The sequence below is a fragment of the Vibrio penaeicida genome, assembly GCF_030689305.1.
Taxonomy (GTDB): Bacteria; Pseudomonadota; Gammaproteobacteria; order Enterobacterales; family Vibrionaceae; genus Vibrio; species Vibrio penaeicida_B.
This window is the reverse complement of record NZ_JAUYVM010000021.1, coordinates 21,624-36,113: the sequence shown is the minus strand read 5'-3', so window position 1 is coordinate 36,113 and position 14,490 is coordinate 21,624. Positions and strand designations below refer to the sequence as shown.

At 41.5% G+C, this 14,490-nt stretch carries 13 protein-coding genes; 8 read left to right on the top strand and 5 right to left on the bottom strand.

Annotated elements, in window-relative coordinates; translation table 11 throughout:
* Window positions 1-1,205 precede the first annotated feature (1,205 nt).
* Window positions 1,206-4,427 (top strand): LamG-like jellyroll fold domain-containing protein, encoded by a 3,222-nt coding sequence (locus Q8W40_RS24010; RefSeq protein ID WP_305400859.1) that lies wholly within the window; start codon window positions 1,206-1,208, stop codon window positions 4,425-4,427.
* Window positions 4,428-4,587: 160 nt separating this feature from the next.
* Here Q8W40_RS24010 and Q8W40_RS24005 read toward each other — a convergent pair whose 3' ends face one another.
* A complete protein-coding gene (locus Q8W40_RS24005; protein ID WP_305400857.1) occupies window positions 4,588-5,655 on the bottom strand; it encodes an L-dopachrome tautomerase-related protein in 1,068 nt (355 codons plus the stop codon).
* Window positions 5,656-5,783: 128 nt separating this feature from the next.
* Here Q8W40_RS24005 and Q8W40_RS24000 point away from each other — a divergent pair, with 128 nt between their 5' ends.
* The 4 genes from Q8W40_RS24000 (at window position 5,784) to Q8W40_RS23985 (ending at window position 9,533) form a co-directional block, all read left to right on the top strand.
* Window positions 5,784-6,359 carry a TetR/AcrR family transcriptional regulator gene (locus tag Q8W40_RS24000; protein WP_305400855.1) on the top strand — a complete coding sequence of 192 codons (576 nt, stop codon included), beginning with the start codon at window positions 5,784-5,786 and terminating at the stop codon, window positions 6,357-6,359.
* Window positions 6,360-6,767: 408 nt separating this feature from the next.
* On the top strand, window positions 6,768-7,178 hold the full coding sequence (locus Q8W40_RS23995; RefSeq protein WP_104399869.1) for a PAS domain-containing protein: 411 nt from the start codon (window positions 6,768-6,770) through the stop codon (window positions 7,176-7,178).
* Window positions 7,178-7,720, top strand: a complete 543-nt coding sequence (locus tag Q8W40_RS23990; protein ID WP_305400852.1) for a cupin domain-containing protein — start codon at window positions 7,178-7,180, stop codon at window positions 7,718-7,720. Before Q8W40_RS23995 ends, Q8W40_RS23990 begins: the two co-directional genes overlap by 1 nt.
* A gap of 43 nt (window positions 7,721-7,763) precedes the next feature.
* Window positions 7,764-9,533, top strand: coding sequence for a GMC oxidoreductase (locus tag Q8W40_RS23985; RefSeq protein WP_305400851.1), 1,770 nt, complete (start codon window positions 7,764-7,766; stop codon window positions 9,531-9,533).
* A gap of 145 nt (window positions 9,534-9,678) precedes the next feature.
* On the opposite strand, the gene Q8W40_RS23980 is transcribed toward Q8W40_RS23985, so the two are convergent.
* The gene (locus Q8W40_RS23980; RefSeq protein WP_305400849.1) at window positions 9,679-10,233 is read right to left on the bottom strand and encodes a hypothetical protein; all 555 of its coding nucleotides are present in this window, start codon (window positions 10,231-10,233) and stop codon (window positions 9,679-9,681) included.
* Between the two features lie 175 nt (window positions 10,234-10,408).
* On the opposite strand from Q8W40_RS23980, the gene Q8W40_RS23975 reads away from it, so the two are divergent.
* The 3 genes from Q8W40_RS23975 to Q8W40_RS23965 all read left to right on the top strand — a co-directional run bounded on the left by Q8W40_RS23975 (window position 10,409) and on the right by Q8W40_RS23965 (window position 13,166).
* Entirely contained in the window at window positions 10,409-11,203 is a 795-nt protein-coding gene (locus Q8W40_RS23975; protein ID WP_305400847.1) for a substrate-binding periplasmic protein, read from the top strand.
* A 213-nt stretch (window positions 11,204-11,416) separates the two neighbouring features.
* A complete protein-coding gene (locus tag Q8W40_RS23970) occupies window positions 11,417-11,986 on the top strand; it encodes a cysteine dioxygenase (protein WP_305400845.1) in 570 nt (189 codons plus the stop codon).
* A gap of 283 nt (window positions 11,987-12,269) precedes the next feature.
* A complete protein-coding gene (locus tag Q8W40_RS23965) occupies window positions 12,270-13,166 on the top strand; it encodes a hypothetical protein (RefSeq protein WP_305400844.1) in 897 nt (298 codons plus the stop codon).
* Window positions 13,167-13,556: 390 nt separating this feature from the next.
* Here the strand turns inward: Q8W40_RS23965 and Q8W40_RS23960 are convergent, their stop codons facing one another.
* From Q8W40_RS23960 to Q8W40_RS23950, 3 genes are all read right to left on the bottom strand, one after another.
* Window positions 13,557-13,823, bottom strand: a complete 267-nt coding sequence (locus Q8W40_RS23960; protein WP_101111115.1) for a hypothetical protein — start codon at window positions 13,821-13,823, stop codon at window positions 13,557-13,559.
* 55 nt (window positions 13,824-13,878) lie between these two features.
* On the bottom strand, window positions 13,879-14,067 hold the full coding sequence (locus Q8W40_RS23955) for a RebB family R body protein (RefSeq protein WP_101111116.1): 189 nt from the start codon (window positions 14,065-14,067) through the stop codon (window positions 13,879-13,881).
* A gap of 128 nt (window positions 14,068-14,195) precedes the next feature.
* Window positions 14,196-14,474, bottom strand: coding sequence for a RebB family R body protein (locus tag Q8W40_RS23950; RefSeq protein ID WP_126607925.1), 279 nt, complete (start codon window positions 14,472-14,474; stop codon window positions 14,196-14,198).
* Between the last annotated feature and the right edge of the window lie 16 nt (window positions 14,475-14,490).

Sequence of the window (14,490 nt, the reverse complement as noted above, 5' to 3'; positions counted from 1 at the left end):
TTGAAGTGGCGAAATGCGACTTCAATTTCTTTCTACCTTGAATCTAAATCAACGCAGGTGTGCCTTACTCGGCTTGAGGAATGCAATAGTCTGCGAAATCATCTGGATTTCATAAAATATTGGGCGTAAGGAAGAGGGGGGGATGTTACAGCTTCCACTTTTAGCTTCAAAAATTGAAATTAAACATTTGATGAAAACTGGCGCTAAAGTTGGGGGCATATGATTCGTTTTGGCCATTGCGGCGCAGGGATTGGGTAGGAGAAGTTCGCTTGCCTTGATCTTACTAGTGGATTGAGTGCTGTACCGAAACAAGGAAACCTGATGTATCCATAATGCACTCAGTTATCACACAATTTACTTTGGTAAATGTACATATCTAATAACAGAATACATGTAAGAAGAAAAACATGCGTTTTTGTAAATCTAATGTGATAAATAATTCTTGAAATGATTTCTTATCTTACTAAGACACTTTAAGTGATATGGATATACGTACGAATAAAGTATGAAACTTTTTTAATATATTTAATACTCGTCCTTTCCCAAAAAATCAACACCAAAGCATTTTATTTAGTGAGTTAAGTTATTTCAAACTTCAGTGCAATAAGATCAAGCTTAAAGATATATTACAAATACAAGTAAATATCAGAATAACTAAATTCAATTTACTTAAGATGAAAACCAAATATAAAACCATTAAAAACAAAAAAACAAGTGACATAAACAACACCCCGGTAATATGACAGGCTATGAATCTAAATAATCACTTGTTTTTTAGAGGCAAAAATTAAGTTAGAAAGTGTGATCTCACTCCCAATAATGCAGAATTTACTGCTATAGACTTTATTTACAAAGCGAAATATTGATTAAAGCTTCATTCACACTTCAGGTTTTAATCTTTAAAAGAACAACAGAGAAATCTAATTAAGTAAATGCCTATATACATACAACCTATAAAGAGAAACACACCAAACCATATAAAACCAAAGATATAAAACACTAACATCAAATTGATAAAATATATTTTTTAAACATATAGAACATGAGAATCAGACTTCAAACACTCGAAGTTATTCGACTAATCACATGTAAGTATTTAATTAAATACTAGAACTTAAAGATATTAATAAAATTTAACGTTCAACTTAAATGTATCAATTTTGATAATTAATGAAACACACAATATAAAAACAAGGAGTTAGTTTATGTTTCATTTCGCAACCGCCGAGAAGTTCGGTAAATTAGGAACGTTAATAGTTTTAGCGTTGCTTCCTATATCCGGAAATACCTCCACTATTCAACCAAATACTTTATCCAATCAATGGGATTTCAATGAAGGTTCAGGTTCTACCTCCCAAGACAGTATAAGTAACGCTACTGCTATGCTCCAAGGTCCTAATTGGAGCAATGGATATACAGATGGAGGTCTTGTCTTTGATGGCATCGATGATTACGTTGATATCGAGCACTCAAATATGGGTGGCGAGTGGACGGCTTCACTGTGGGTAAAACGTGGTGCAGACACTCCTTCATCTGCGTTATTTTCTTCACAAAATCATATGGTCAAGTTAGAACAGTGGGGAAGCAATAACCACCGAATAGGTGTTACTGAAATCGGAAATAGAGATTATACATTTGAATATACTGCCCCAATTGGTGAGTGGGCACATCTCACATTTGTAAACTCCTCTATTGGTTTGGATTTATATGTAAATGGAGAGTTCAACTCATCCCTAGATATTTCAATACCATTACCTCTAGATCGAATAGGTGCAAAATTAAATGGGGAAGATTTTCTAAAGGCCGAAATTGACTCTCTTCTTATACACTCAAAAGCCCTTCAGCCATTGGAAGTTCAAGCCGTATATGGAAGCCGCGCATTCACAAATCATCTCAGTTTTGATGAAGGCACTGGAAATAGCTCGGTGGACGCGTCTAATAGTATTGACATCCCAGTATCTAGCTTTCAATGGGAAAAAGGCCTTAGCAAGAGTGCCTTAGCATTCAGTGATACCAAAGGTCCAATCGATCTCAACAACAGTGAATTGAGTGGTGATTGGTCACTGGCGATGTGGGTCAAACGTACCGCTGACACTCCAAGCTCGGTGATTCTATCCTCCCAAGATTACGCTATTAAGCTAGAGCAATGGGGAAGCAGTAATCATGCCTTGGGTATCACAAAGTTAGGTGTTGCAGATTATTCATTTGAATATACCGTCCCATTAAATAGCTGGACGCATTTAACTTTCGTTAATGATAGTAACGGCTTATCGCTCTATTCTGGAGGCTACCTTGTCGATCACTTACCCGTTTCAATCCCGTTACCTCGACAACGAATTGGTGCAAGGCTAAACGGTAATGATCAACTTCATGCTGTTTTGGACGAAGTTCATGTGTTTGATACCGCGATTCCAGCAAGTGATGTTGCTAAATTTTTTGGTCCCAAAGGTTTGTATTCTAGATTGGATTTCAATGAAGGTGCGGGAAATTTAGTTAATGACGCTAAAAACGAGCTTCAAGGAACAATTAATGGTGCAGTATGGAGTGAAGGAAAACAAAATGGAGGATTAAGTTTTGATGGCACTGACGATCACGTCGTCCTTGGTGCAGAAGACCTAACCGGTGACTGGACTATGTCCTTCTGGGTGAATAAATCCAGCCAGCGATCAACTTCTACTGTACTTTCTTCCCAACATGGTGCTCTAAAGCTTGAACAATACGGTTCTGAAAATTCAAATGTTGGTTTTACGAAGTTTGGTGCTGCCGATTATTCTTTTGATTTTACTTTGCCTTTGGATACTTGGACCCATCTAACTTTTGTTAAGACTGATGAGAGTATTACCTTATATGCAGATGGCGAAGATCAAGGTTCCATCTCGAATGTCATCAATCTTCCCCTAGATATCATAGGTATGCGCGCAGATGGCTCGGATGCGATTCATGGTGAATTAGATGAACTTCAAATATTCGATAGAGCAATGTCAAGTTCAGAGATTCACAAATTCTACGGTCTGAAAAATGAGGCGCCACAAATCATTCCATCTGTTTCTGAATGGGAAGGAGCCCAAGGAGAATTCATCCTAAGTGCCAATTCCAGAATTGTTTTACATCCTAGTTACGCCAATCAATTGCAGAATAAAGCCGAAGTATTCCAATCCGATATTTTTGATTTGGCGGCTAAACACTTACCGATTATCACAAATACTACCCCATCTGAAGGTGATATCTTTCTCACACTTGGGGCTAACAATAGCGAACTCGGTGAAGAAGGCTACACCATTGACATCGGTAACTCTGTCACTATTTCCGCCAATCATGCTGACGGTACTTTCTTTGGTACTCGTTCCATCTTACAAATGTTGCAAGTCGATTTAGCAAACGACTCAATAGCGAAAGGGTTCATTACTGACCATCCAAAATGGGAGAATAGAGGGCTACTTCTTGATGTAGGAAGAATGTTCATGCCAATGGAATTCTTACGCGATATGGTCAAACAAATGTCATATTTTAAGATGAATGATCTTCAGATCCATATCAATGACAATGTGATTGGATTTGATTCTAGTAAATGGCAGGAGGCTCAAGCTGGTTTCCGCTTAGAAAGTAACACTCACCCAGGTGTTACGTCGGAACAACACTACACTAAGCAGGAATACATAGAGCTCATTGAACTAGCAAAAACTTACGGTGTTACTATCATCACCGAAATAGATGCACCTGCACACTCTCTCGCCTTTACGCAATATAGACCTGACTTGCGTCACCCTAACTTGAAAGAAGATCACCTTGATCTCGGGAACCCCGATGTAACCACTTTCCTGGAAGAGTTATGGACTGAATACGCGCCATTCATTGAAGATGTTCATATCGGTACAGATGAGTACAACAACGGATCACCTGCTGAAATGAAAGCGTTCATTAACCATTTCAATGGCTATCTAAAAGGGCTTGGTAAGAACCCAGTAAGAATGTGGGGGAGCCAAGATACAATTGGTGGAGCAGCTGGTTTAGATCGTGATCTTTTGGTTAATATTTGGTTCGGAGGCTACTACGATCCAGCTCAGGCAGTAAGTGATGGCTATGACATTATCAATACGCAGGATTCACTTCTGTATATTGTTCCTTTTGCTGGCTATTACCACGATTATCTAAACTCTCAGTGGTTGTATGAGAATTGGACACCCAATACATTTTCTAGTGTTCAATTTGATATTGATCACCCGCAAGTTAAGGGCGGTATGTTTGCGGTATGGAATGATGCCTTTGCAGCAGGAACGCATTACACTATTGATGATATCCAAGATCGCGTCAAACCAGCGATACAGACATTATCTCAAAAGATGTGGGCTGGTAAAAAAAGTGTCAGTTTCGCTGAATTTCAGGAATACATGAATGTGATAGAAGTTGACCATATATTTGAAGACTAAGTAGTCTTCTTCACATAATTTCTCTTTGGGCACACACTTTAGAAATAATACTATTTTTAAGGCGCGTGCCCTGTTTTTTCAAGCAGAGCCGCATAACCATCCGATACTTTGCCTAAACAATATTCGGTCTGGTTGAGAAAATACTCCCCTACGTAAACCCTTATCGACCCACTTGTGTCTGCCCTAGGGCATCAAATTCAACGATGTAATAGCGATCGCCACTTTCATCTTTGTTCTGATTTAGCACCGGTGATTTGTGAAGCTTATTGACCGTAGCCAGAATCTTCCCATTGGCTTTTGTTGCAAAGCCATCGCTCCAGCTCAGTAATTCAGAATCGGAATGTAACACTCGATACTGACGATCTTGACCAATATACCCAACCGCATCGTTGGTGATATCCGTGATGTAGACATTGTCGTCCTGATCAATGGCGATACCGTCGCTGATCGGCTTGTTGGCGTATGTTTCTACCCGCTGTTCTAATTGCTTCGCCGACAGTGTTGAATTACGCAAATCAGACGTATTAACTCGATACAGTTTAGTACCGCTCATTGCGCCAAAATAGAGCCATTCATTTTTTGTATCCAGCGTAATGGGGTTCGCGCCAATGCGTGCTGGCGACCCACCAAGCGTGACGACTTTATCGTCAATCACCATATCAATGTCTTCTGGCTGCGTAAAAGGAGAACCGTCTAGCACGCGTCGAGTCACACCGGTCTTCAAATCAATCACGATTAATGCGGAATTACGCCCAGCAGCAGTATCGGTGATGTAAACCACTTCATTGTCTCTATCGACGGCCAGATCGTTTAGAAAGGAGTCTTGTGGAATCGTAGGCGCTGCGATGTAAACCACTTTGTGCAGTGCGTTTTTTTCTGTATCCCAACCAACAAGACGCCCGACACGCGTGTCAGAATCTGCCGTTTCTAGCATCCATAGCACGTTTTTCTTATCCAAAATCACTCCCAAAACAGGGTTAAGACTTTGGCTAAATGCTTCATTTGGGTAAGCGACGGCTTTACCTTCAGCGGTGATTTCGACAATCTTGTTTTTCGCACCGTAGAAGTGATGATTGCTCATAAATATTCGACCAGACGAAGAAGCGGCAATATTCCCCGGAGGCGCTTTATGATCCAGTTGATGAACAACATTCAGGTCGCTCGATGAGGCGTTGAATGAAACCATTATGGCGAGAGTGCTAAGCGAAGTTAAAAGTGATTTTTTCATGAATTATCCTTTTCAAAACATTTTGAACGCTCATTCAAAATATATATCCAAAGTTTGCCTGTCAAATACTTTTTGAGTGATCGTTCAAAACTGCTATTATGTCCTCAGCAGTAGGAGATTAAGATCGTATGGCAAAAAAGAAGTATTCAATCGAAGAGGTCATTTCACAGGCAACAGACTTGTTCTGGAGCCAAGGGTACTCTGCGACGAGCATTCAACATATCTCGAAAAAAACAGGTCTTAAACCCGGTAGTTTGTACAACGAGTTTGGCAGTAAGGAAGGAGTGTTTCGCATGGCGTTAGAAAGCTATGCCAATCATTCTGTTGAAGAAATTCATACCGCTGTCCAAAAAACGGGGAGTGCCATCAAAGGAATACAACACATTCTCATAGAGCTTATTGAGCAAACGGAAGAATCCCCCTACTGCGGCTGTTTTTTGGTTAAATCGCAACTAGAGTTGTCCGCTTTGGATGATGATTTACAGTTCTTAGCCACAGACAAACTGCAAGTGATAGAGCAGACGTACTGCCACCATCTAGAAAGCACATTTTCAACGTCGGAGGCACAAAATTACGCGCATCAACTCATGATGGTGATTTTTGGTATTCGAGTATATGGGTATCAGAAGAATGCGAGTGAAGTACTGACCGATAACATTCAACGTTTTTTACCTTGGCTAACGGAAGCTAAGAGTGGAATGTAATAAAAAACCAATACTCCTTATAGCCCACAATAGTATTTAACCCGTATAGTTTTATTTGGTTTTAATAAAAGTCCAGATTAGATTATTTCTGACTTTTTTATTTATAATTAACTTTAATATATTTAAGTTATTAAAATTTAAAGAAAATAAAAAAACAATTTAATACACCTGTATAACATAAACCCCTCCTCCTACTTATAACTCAAAGCATAAAAACGAAAATAACCCTTAATAATCAACAAGTAAAGGAACCATAAAGCAAAATATTTCGATTTGTTTTTTATTGCGAGTTCAATAAACACAGTAAATTATCCAGCCATCACATCTCAATTTAATAACCTTTTACACACAAATAAAAACCGCTCTACTCTAAATAAGTAATTTTGCACCAATAATAAGGATCAAAATATGCTTAAAAATGTTATAGAGCCCCCTATTAGCCCAGAGGAATTTAATTCAGACATTTTAATGGACGTTTTAGATACGCAAGATGGTATTTATTATGTTATCAAGAATACAGATTCTGTTTTTATTTGGGTCAACCAAAACTTTTCCGATTTAATTGGCGTCCCCAAAAGTGACTTAATTGGACAAAAAGACCAATTTGCTGCTCATGTTGCCCACGACAAACTGGTTATTGCATCCGGAAAACCTATCCTCAACTTACATGAAACCATCCCCGTTCCTGATGGTTCTGGCGGCCACAAAGACGAACCCATCGTAACTCAGAAAGGGCTTTGGCGAGACACCAAAAACCCAGACCTGATCAAAGGCATCACCGTGTGCTTTTCACTGGTCAACCCACCTGAGGAGGCGTGATGAAAGGCGCAGAATACTGGCTTGACCACCTAAAGCTAGAAGCCATTGAGCTAGGTGGATTTTTTGGTGAAGGTGAAGCCTCCGACGAGGTTATTCCTCAGCAAGCACTACCGGATAGATTCCATTCAGACAGACGATTTTATTCAAACAATTATTACATGCTTGCGCGTGACTTAGCGTCTCCTACTCCCTCTTCTCGTTTGGCTTTACATCAATTAAATCAAGATGAGCAGTGGTTCTTTTTACAAGGGTCGGCGCTCAAGCTCTATCTGTTTTTATCTCATGGTGAGTTCAAAGAAATTACCGTAGGAGACAAGTTGGAGCTGGATCAGGTTTTACTGTGCTCAGCCCCTCATAACACTTGGTTCGGGGCTGAACTCCAAGACAATTCCAGCTTTGCTCTGTGCGCATGCAGTTTAGCGCCAGGGTGGGATCCGGAAGATTCAATCACTCCTACCGAATCCGATATTCAGCAACTTATCTCAGATTATCCAGAACAAACAGACATCATTAAGCGCTTGGCATTCAGTGTTAATTGCTAATTGCTACGTAACAAGCCACCTCAAATATAAAAAGGAATGAATAATGGGAACAGCGGCATCAAGTAACAAACTGCAGTACGGCTACCCGACTCCAGGGCCACAAAGCCCAACGGCTCAAAAAGTCATGGACCATGTGTTTTTCCTATCCAATGGCGAATGGAAAAAAGCACGCGAAGAAAATGATTACGATTACATCGTGGTCGGTACTGGCTTTTGCGCCTTGGCATTTGCAGAACGAATTCTAGAAAAAGAAAATTCCAATGCTCGTATTTTATTGATTGAACGAGGAACGTTCTTTTTGCCTGAGCACTTCCAAAACCTACCTCTCCCCTTTAAAGATACATTAGGTGGGTTATCGGAAACCTTCCCGTGGACAATGTCGATTGAAAATCAGCAGCCGGAATCCCTTATTAAGTGGCAACACGGCATGGTGCCTTTCTTTGGCGGGCGTTCAACGCTTTGGAGCGCGTGGTGCCCAATACCGAATAGTGAAGAGTTTGCCGGTTGGCCAACACATACCATTGAAGCCGCAAGAAAGAATTTCGAAGCAGCTAAAACTCTACTTAGGGTGCAAAATGCAGACGAGATCGATAACTTCCCGAATCAAGAAATCGCGAATTTTGTTTCTGGAACTCGCCCTGTTTATGGTGCTCTACAAAGACAAGTACAAGGATTATTGCAAGAGCTCGGTACAGGCGTGAATGGCATTTATCGTACCGACCCTGCTCCACTGGCTTCAGCCTCTATGCAGGAAAATGGCATTGATTTCCAAAAATTCGCAACGCCAGGTGAATTGCTCGAACTGGCAGAAAAATTCAATAAAGTCGACGAAAATGGCGAACGCGTTGGACCACAGCTTGATATTGTCAGCGCATGTACTGTCGAAGAGATCCACCAGCAAGAGCTGAATGGAGAAAGAAAAGCCACCGCACTGCAAACCTCTCGTGGTGTATTGCCACTGGGCAATGCTGAACTCGTATTGGCAATGGGGACTTTGCCACCGACTACATTGGTTCGTAATTCATTCCCAACGATTCCGAATTTAGGATCGCGTTTTTCCGCTCACTTCATTAGTTCGATTGTGGCTCGTGTGCCTAAATCCGATTTAGATCCCGATGGGCGATTTGGTCAGTTAGAATTAGGGGCAAACTACGTTGCGGGCGTTGCCAACGATAGCTTTGATCAGCAGTTCCACATACAGCTTTCTTCCTTGTGGGATTCCGACCCCGAGAAAAACGCAGAACTCGCATTAAGGTACATGCCGGATGTGGTTGCAACGGCTTCAATGGAGCAGTTGCAATCCTCACCTGACCACGTTGTTTTTGTATGCGCGGTATTAGGTGAACTCGACTATAAGAACTTCAATAACTGGTTTAAACAAAACGCAGCAGACGATAATGTGACGACTAATTCGTTACTGCAAATTACCACTAACGAACTTGATATTGAAACGTGGGATAAGATGGATCTGTCCACTTTTGATATTTTGGAAACCGTGCTTTCACCGAATGGTTCCGGCGTGGTGGAATATTGGCACCCACGCTTTGAGAATGGGCAAGATCATGGGGAATGGGTAGGCTCGCGACCAGCAGCCAAAGATATCCGTGTCGATGCCCCCGTTCATGAAAGCTCCACACTTCACATTGGTGAAGAAGAATCCGCACCTGTTGATTTAAATTATAAACTCAAGGGCACAGCCAACGTTTATATCACTGGTGGCGCGTTATGGCCACAAGGCGGATCATGGAACCCAACGTTAACCATGGTGGCGCTCGCGCAAGACTTGGCTGACAAGCTGCACAGTAAGAAATAGCCGCTATGGAACTGGCAGGCTGCTCGTATTTTGTATCGAGTAGCCTCCTTTAGAACATCACAGCGGTGCTAGGGCGCATGCCATCGTACCGCTGCTCTGTTTTGAGCCAATCCAACCTGAGCGATTAGCTAAAGAGTCATCAAACCTACAGTACTCGCAAGCATTTTTCAGGCGGTAAGCTTAATAGCGTATTGGCAAAATTGATTTTTTCATCTCGCCATTTCATTGCGGCTTCGTGGCTGTCTTTTGAAAGTCTGTCTGCTTCAAAATAACTGTGTTGAGGCATACCATCAGCCGGAGTCATCACCATAGATTGCTCATTCACACGCATGGTAAACAAAAACTGCCCTCTTTGACCGGATTGCGCGCCAGGGTGATGCAGTGTGGTATCGCAACAGTAACGCTTATCGCGAAGTGCGCGGCAAGTATATTCAAACGCATCTTGCGTCCCCCTACCAGGGAAAGACGTATAAATACTGATACCATCTCGCTGTAAGGGCATGTTTCCAGCCGTTAATTCTACGGCGTACTGCACCAGTCGAAAGCCTAAAACAACCCCACCGACGCTGTTAATACCGCTAAATTGAATGGCTGACGCTAAATCAAGGCGTAATTGGTCTTCATTTTCGTACAGAAAAAGCTCGGGGGATGCCCAGTCACTTTGAGGAATAAGCAGCTTAGTAATATCAGTTTGTTCCATTTTCGTCTCCGCAGTGATTTCGTTTGTTCTAAATCTCAAATACAATATACGAATGATAACCATTATCAACATTGTTTTGGTAAAAATCTGATCAACCTGACCGCAATAGAGAGCGCCTCTAATTTGGCTTAACGACTATACTTTTCAAAAGAGAAAATAAGGCAACTTGGGGACGATGATGAAGCTTTTACTTATCATGAGCTTATTGCTTTGGGGAATCAGTGCATCACAATCTTTAGCGCAAGCTCGAGAACGACTCCCCCTTGCAACAGGTGAATGGCCGCCTTATACCTCTGCCGAACTGGAGGGTTATGGCATTGTCACTGAGATCACGACCGCCGTTGTCATTGAGATGGGTATGACGCCTGACTATAAATTTGTACCGTGGAAAAGAGCAGAACACATGGTAAAAAATGGCGATGCTTTTGCTGCGTTTCCTTACTCTATTACTCCTGCGCGTACCAAGAATTTCAGCTTCTCCGACCGAGTACTCATTAATCCAAACGGTCGATTCTTCTACCGAAAAGCCAGATTTGATATACCGAAAGATCCTAAGCAACTCTCCGATCTTAAATCTTACAAATTTGGCAGTTTAGCTGGCGAGGCTTCTATTACTACTTTGGAGGAAGCAGGCATACGGCTCGAGTTGGTTTCAAAGGATAGCCAAAACATTATGCGGCTGCACGCCGGGCGGGTCGATCTGATATTGATGGACGAACTGTTGGGTTGGTATCTGATTCGCAAGCTTTACCCAAATGAGCAACACCTATTTGCCACTCTCGACACAACCTTTGAAGAAATGATCAATCAAAATGGGAATCCCAATTGGGATTCATATTTAATGGTTTCTCCTGAATACCCCAACGCAAAAGCATTAACAAAACGTTTTAATGACGCGCTTAAGCGGATCAAAGAAAATGGCGTTTATGATGACATTTTGGATAAATACGGGCTCGATTTATCTCAGTAGGCGATAAGCAGTGCGTCGACACTAAACACTCGCTTTTGAATTAAATTTGCGATTATTTTCTCAAATATCAAGATTCAGTAATCCTTTCTCAGATATGCCTGTTTATGAGAAAAACATTGCGCAAAAATTAACAATTCAGCAACAAATTAAAAACTAATTCTCCTTAGCCGACTTTAAGATAAAACTACCTTTATCGAATCGGACTCAACGAATATGAACGTGCTAACGGAACTGCTATCCACCACCCCGTCGTCGGTACAGCCTATATGTGTCAAAGAACTTGTTTCTCATTTAGATCAATCTTCCCAGCCGCTTTCGCTGCCGGTGATCCGTTTCTTGCTAGAGCATGTTCGGGTAGATCAAGCAACGATAGAGGAACTGTCTGTTTTTGATCGTAACCAATACCATCGACGCTACTTGTATCAAAGTGATCATGTGGAAGTCCTCATTCTTGGGTGGCTAAACGGTCAAAGAAGCCGAATACACGATCATGAAGGTTCTAATTGCGGGGTAAAAGTGCTGAAAGGAGAGGCCACAGAAACCTATTTTAAGCGTGTAGAAAACGGGCACATCTTCGCGCTCGGTTCAACCAAACTAGAAAGAGATCAAATCACTTCCAGTTGTGATAACCAAATCCATCAAATCTCCAATTTGCAATCCAACGGGCAAGACTTAGTCACTCTTCACGTCTATTCCCCCCCATTGAATGCTGCCAAGCTCTATTCATTGGAGTCTAATCAGATTGAGAAGATGAATCAGGATCAGTGGGCTTATGAGATATAAGATATATACCCATGTAGCATAAAACAGCCAATGAAAATCGCTAAGTCTCAAAAGGTTAAAACTCATTTATTAAATAAAACTAATTTTATAGTATTAGATTTATTAAATTAATTTCACTGCAACTAAACCCATCAAATGAATTAGAAAAACATACGGTAACCTATTCGTCATACGTTGCGCCCTATATTGAGGTGAATGTCTCCTTCACACATTTCCTAACGCAAAATTAACAAATAGACTCCAAATCGAAACATGTCGTTTCAATTAAATGGAGGTTATTGTTATGAAAGATGTACTGTTAGTAGGCACTACAAACTTAGATAGCACTGGAACAGCCGGAAATTTAACAGTTGAAAATGCTACACAAGCAATCATTGGCACAGGTTGGTCTTTCGGGTTAGACGAAGGGGTTGATCTGGTCAATTGCGACTGGGGCCATGGCGGTAAAATTTACGCCAGAACGGAAGAATGGGATAAAGGAAATTATAAGGAGGTCAAGGTAGAGGGCGACTCTAGCTGGGTTTACTTAGATAACTTCGTTGACGTAAACGTAACACTTAACAATTACTGCGGCTCAAAAGTACTGATCAACAACTCAAAGCGTGGTGACATTGAAACGGGATGCGGTCACGACAAAATCTATATCTCTGTTCAATCCAATAACAGCCTTTGGGAAAACGATTTTGATATAAGCACTGGCGCAGGCAGTGATGTTATCACCATGGTGGACAGTAAAAATTCGCACCTAACTGATGTGACCATCGATGCTGGTTCAGGGCATGATTATGTCGATATATCCAAACTGAAAAACGCAGCAGATGGCATTGTTCGAGACGTCGATGGGGGATCGGGTTTTGACAAGTTTGTGTTTGGGTCCGATGATTCTGTCGATTTCAGAAACTTTGAAGTGATTGTGGGCACGTCTCAAACGTCCAACTTCAATCTAACGTCTGAACACCTAAGAAACAATGGCTTTGAACCTCACGGTCTGATTGTTACTGGTTCAAACTTTGCTTTAACGGATGTAGATTCTGTTTCTCATTCCAACCTGAGTCATACTCAAGAAGCGTATCTCAATTGGCTTGGCTACAACGATGATGACTATTCCGCTTTAACGGTAATTGATGGTAATGACACATTCACCATTCTTACTGATAGCTGCTGTGACGTAGTGGTTTGATGAACAAATAACAAGCTTCTGCTTTTCTCAAAGTAGACGTTCACTTTCAAAACCCTACGTGGGTCTGAGACCCAGATAATCAATCCAAGTTGAGTGACCTCATTCAACTTGGATTTTCCTATTAGATTACGTTCTTTCCACCGAGTTAGAAATTACGAAACCAATAGCCAAGCGTCCACCATGGCTTTAAAAGCGGAATTGAATAAATAAAGAGAGATAAAAGTTAGCCAGGCTATGATCAGTATTTCAAGAATTCGCATTGTGTGTCCTTATTAAAACATCTGCAACAAAACCAGGATTGTAATGAGGATTGAGGGTTAGAAACCCAGTAAGAACAGGGGGTTTTTAGGCGAAATCACGCATTCGGATAAATGTGCCCCATACAGCTATTCAATCAAATTTCTTTGCTACATCGGCAGCTTTACTGCCCAACTCAGCAAAATTAGCAGTGCCTTTTTCCATGATTTTTTGCGCTTGTTCTATGACTTGGACATATTTAGGATCACCGGTGGCCAAAAGCTCTGAAAGGGCGACACCGATGGCTGTGGTACTCATGGTATTTAGGTTACGGAGGTTATCTGCGGCATCTTGAATAGCAATAGCTGTAGATTGGGCAACGGATTGTTTCGCTTTGTCAGTCGTGCTCTCACCCGCCATTACGTTCCTCTACCCTAGCTTTCTTCTACACATAGCTTTTTCCTACCCAAAAAAACTAACCACCCTTTTTCAAAATCAGAGCACAAGCAGTAGACGTTGAGGCGTTCGCGACTGTTTGCATGCCTTGCTGAGTCGTGACCGCATTTTGCATGTGCAAGCCCATAGTGTCGGACATAGCTGAGTCTGCGAGTTGAACGATCATCTCTGAAACCTGTTCAAGATCTTTTTTTCCATCGTCACTCATATTTTCCTCTTAAGATCATCGCTTTCACTAAAAAAAAGGCCAATTAAGAGGGTTGGCCTAAATGGGGTATCAGGATTTTGTCTACAATGTTGTTCAGAATGACAGGTGCTAAGAATCGACTTTACGGCTTATTCACTGTCTTTCTCAACGATTTCTTCTGTTGCTCTGCTGAGAGCGGCGGTCCCAATCGCTGTTAACGCATTCACACCTTGAACAGTTGCGGCTTGCATTCCAATATTGGCTTGCTGCTGAGCATTGGTTGCGTTGTTGTTTAGGTTAGACATTGCGAGTCCCATGGATGTGTACAGGTTCCCCATCGCATTCGAGGGAGCACTGCCCAATACTTGGGTGTTGGTTTGCGTTACGGAATCCGTAATTTGCTCATTCACTTTTGGTGGCTTTGCCATACTCTTTCCTTATTTG